We start from the raw sequence: 4180 nt of genomic DNA, 5'->3' as shown, positions 1-4180 counted from the left end.
GAAGAACACTCGGTATATGGCGGACTTGGAAGTCTTATAGCCAGAGTGTTAAGCGAAAATACTCCTGTGGATATGATGTGTTTGGCACTTCCTGATGCGCATTTGGTTGCCGGAGGTCGTGATGATATTTACAGAGAATATAGCCTTGACGGCGAAGGAATTGCAAACAAGATAGCAGAACGTTTTCAGGAGTGTATGGGAAAATGAAATATATTTTAGGGATAGACCAGAGCACCCAGGGAACGAAATTGGCGCTGGTTGGAGAGAATGGCCGGATCATCAGTAAGCTTTCAAAGCCGCACCGACAGATTATCAGCAAAGAAGGCTGGATATCTCATGATATGAAGGAAATATATGGAAATGTACTGGCGGGAGTAAAAGAACTTGTTGAACAGGCCGGGATAGATTCTGATGATATCTTGTATGTGGCCATCTGCAATCAAAGAGAGACCACAGTTATCTGGGATAATGCGGGAGAACCCATTGAAAATGCAGTGGTTTGGCAGTGCAATCGCGCAAGCACTGCAATAGAGAAGATTTGTGCAGACAAGAAAACTTGTGATTATATATATAAGACTACAGGACTACCTTTATCTTCCTTCTTTCCGGCAGCAAAGATGAAATGGCTTATGGAAAATAGCAAAAATATCGCAGGAAGAGATATTTTTTTTGGTACTGTCGATTGTTTTTTGATTTACAGGCTTACAGGAGGAAGAACCTATGCCACGGATTTTAGCAATGCTTCAAGGACGCAGCTCTTTAGTATTGAGAAGCTGTCCTGGGACAAGAAGCTATGTGGCATATTTGGAGTACCTTATGAAAAACTTCCACAGATAATTGACAGTGATGGATTTTTTGGCGAAACTGATTTTGAAGGGATACTGGAGAAAAAGATTCCCATACATGCAGTTATGGGTGATTCTCATGCAGCTTTGTATGGGCAAGGGTGTCTTGAAGAAGGGATGCTGAAAGTTACCTATGGTACCGGTTCATCAATGATGCTTAATACCGGCAGAAAACCGATCATAGAAAGTAAGGCTCTATCAACTTCCGTTGCATTTCGGACAGGAGGTAGGACGTGTTATTCCCTGGAAGGGAACATTAATTATGCCGGTGCAGTTATTAGCTGGCTTAGAGATAAGGCAGGCATTATACACAGTGAAGATGAGGTAAATTGTCTTTGCGAACAGGCAAGTAGTGATGATCGTACGGTGTTTATACCTGCATTTAGCGGATTGTCGGCTCCATACTGGAATAATGACGTCAGAGCCTGTCTAATGATGATGGACAGAAACACCGGAAAAGCTGAAATTGTAAAAGCTGCGGTTGAGAGCATCGCAAATCAGGTGGCTGATATAGCTGAAATCATGGAAGAGACCTATGGAGAAAAGATAGATCAGATAAGAGCAGATGGAGGACCAACAGGAAATCGGTATTTGATGTCCTATCAAGCAGGAATAACCAATAAACAGATACTTGTTTCAGATACAAAAGAGCTGTCGCTTCTTGGAGTTGTCTTGGCTGCCGGTAGCGCAGTTGATTTTTTTGATAAAAGCTCTTTTGAGAATGTTAAATACAATTTGTGTGAAGTGACAATGGCGAGGAATGTCAGAACCGGCAAACGCAAAAAATGGAAAGAAGCAATAAGATTGTTAACCGGTGATATGGAGTAGGAAGGAGAAAAAATGGTAAATTTTAATATCCCTTATGAAAAGAAAGCAAGAGTTATTTTAAATACTGATGCAAAAAATGAAGTTGATGATCAGTTTGCCATTGTCCAGGCGGTTCTTTCAGAGTCTATGGACATCAAAGCAATAATCGCAGCTCATTTTGGCACGGAAAAATCAGAGCATAGCATGAAAGACAGCTATGATGAAATAGTGAAAGTCCTTGGACTCATGGATATGGATGGCAAGTTCAATGTCCTATGCGGCGGTGAAAGGGCGATGAAGTCAGAGGATGAGATAATTGAGTCGGAAGGAGCAAGGTTTATCGTTGAAGAAGCTATGAGAGACGATAACAGGCCACTGTATATCGCGTTTTTGGGACCACTTACAGATATGGCGGCAGCTCTTTTAATGGAGCCTGAGATTGCAAAAAAGATTCTTACAGTTATTTGGATAGGTGGAAGAGATTGGCCAAGCGGAGGCTGGGAGTATAATCTTTCTAATGACATAATTGCTGCCAACGTGGTATTTAAATCAAATGTTCAGCTCTGGCAGGTCCCAAGAAATGTTTACAGGATGATGCCTGTTTCATTCGCTGAGATGTATGACAAAGTTTATTCCTGTGGAGAGATTGGAAAATACTTGGTAGAAAATGTGATAGCCTTTAACAATGAGTGGGTTTCAAGGCCGGTTGAGCATAGGGGCCTTGGAGATTCCCCAGCTATTGGAATCATTATGTTCAACGATTGCGGTGAATGGGAGTACAAGCCTGCACCTGTTTTTGACGAAAAGATGAATTACGTTCATACCGGGAAGTATAGACCAATAAAGGTATATAAAAGTATAGATAACAGATTTATACTTGAAGATTTTTATGCGAAGCTGAAGCTGTTTTGCCGATAAACACGGCAGTTTTATCGTGTTTTCTTTTAAGTCTGAAGAGGCTGTTGTTCAAGCCAAGGCATAGGTGGCTTTTTACAAAAATAGCTTAAATATCTCCGGCTTTTTACAGATTTAGCTTAAACCGACAAATGAGACATGAGCGGAGCGGAATAATATAGTTTGCTCCGCTTTATACTATCCCGAAATATCATTGCACAAAATTCCTCTTTTGTGTTACGATATCTATAGGAGGCGCAAAATGGGCGAAAATTCAGCATATTACAATTCCTTAAAGCAAAAACGCAGACAGGATACAGAAAGCATCAAGGCCTTATTGCCTCAGCATGTGCATGGATTTGTAGATGAATGCCTTCTCAGATATCAGCCAAGTACTGCATTTAACTATGCTCAGGACATTCTGTTTTTCTATCAATATCTGAAAGAAAAGAATCCCATCTGCAAAAAGTTAGAATTAAGAAGTATTCCTTTTGAAGTAGTTGAAAATCTAGGGCCACAGGATATCAATGAATTCCAGAATTATGTTGCATCAGGCCATAAACCGGACAAAAATGGTAATATCAAACCAGCCAATGAGCGTGCAATTGCCAGGAAAATGGCTGCTGTAAGGAATTATTACAGATACCTTGTCAAATACGATTATCTTAAGACAGATCCAACGCTTAAAGCCGTCGTAAAAAAGAAGGATCCAGAGAAAAAAGATATCAGAAGGCTCAACTCTGATCAGGTACAGATGCTTATTGATTCCGTAGAAAATGTTAATTCTGCAAGCTACCATTCAAGAGTAATGTCTGAGATTACTGCAAAAAGAGACCTGGCTATTGTGACACTTCTTTTAAATACCGGAATCCGTGTGTCAGAGTGCGCCGGTCTTGATCTTACAGATGTAAACTTTGGTGAGAATTCCATTACGATTGTCAGAAAAGGTGGCTACGAAGATCATCTTTATATAAATGAAATAATAAGAAATACTTTAAAGGATTATATCAAAAACGAGCGCCCTACCCTGCTTGAAAATGCTGAAGATCCAGCTCTTTTCATATCCCTGAAACATAGACGTATGTCAATAAGAAGTATTCAACACATGATTGAAAAATACGGCAAGAACACTGGTCTTTCGCAGAAATTGACACCACATAAACTTCGCAGAACTTATGGCACAGCGCTTTATAACAAAACTAGCGATATTTATATGGTTGCTGACGTCCTAGGCCATAAGGATGTGAACACTACAGTTAAACACTACGCTGCTATTGAGGAAGAACATAAAAAACAGGCTTCTCAGGTAGATGTTTACGACACAAATCCTAAAGATAAATAATCTTCGATCTGGCCATATACATATCAAAAGAAAGGCTGTATTTATCTGGTTTTGTACGGTTTTGAAGTATATATAATCTGTGTTTTGCGAATAGATGATTTTACTATTCTAGCGTGACTTATGCTGCGGTTTAGCATGAATGTTTCATACAATTGTTATGGTACTATGCTTGCATGTTCCACTGCTCATAACACTTTGCAGTTGTATCTGCAAGCATATGCGCGATCAGATCACTTTAAGGAGTTTATTTTTAATACAGATCTTTGCAGCAAAGATTTTCTCCATAGAATCA

3 protein-coding genes and 1 pseudogene are annotated in these 4180 nt (G+C 39.8%); all 4 read left to right on the top strand.

The genetic code is table 11. The features are described from left to right. A pseudogene (locus K6G87_RS14560) lies at positions 1 to 207 on the top strand (transketolase family protein); the annotation flags it as partial. Next, entirely contained in the window at positions 204 to 1673 is a 1470-nt protein-coding gene (locus K6G87_RS14555) for an FGGY-family carbohydrate kinase (RefSeq protein WP_296838812.1), read from the top strand. The pseudogene K6G87_RS14560 and the gene K6G87_RS14555, both read left to right, overlap by 4 nt. Positions 1674 to 1685: 12 nt before the next feature. Further along, on the top strand, positions 1686 to 2570 hold the full coding sequence (locus tag K6G87_RS14550) for a nucleoside hydrolase (protein ID WP_296838811.1): 885 nt from the start codon (positions 1686 to 1688) through the stop codon (positions 2568 to 2570). 238 nt (positions 2571 to 2808) lie between these two features. Then, the gene (locus K6G87_RS14545) at positions 2809 to 3888 is read left to right on the top strand and encodes a tyrosine-type recombinase/integrase (RefSeq protein WP_296838810.1); all 1080 of its coding nucleotides are present in this window, start codon (positions 2809 to 2811) and stop codon (positions 3886 to 3888) included. Positions 3889 to 4180: the final 292 nt, after the last annotated feature.

The sequence above is a fragment of the Butyrivibrio sp. genome (assembly GCF_024699075.1).
This window is presented reverse-complemented; position numbering and strand designations above follow the sequence as displayed.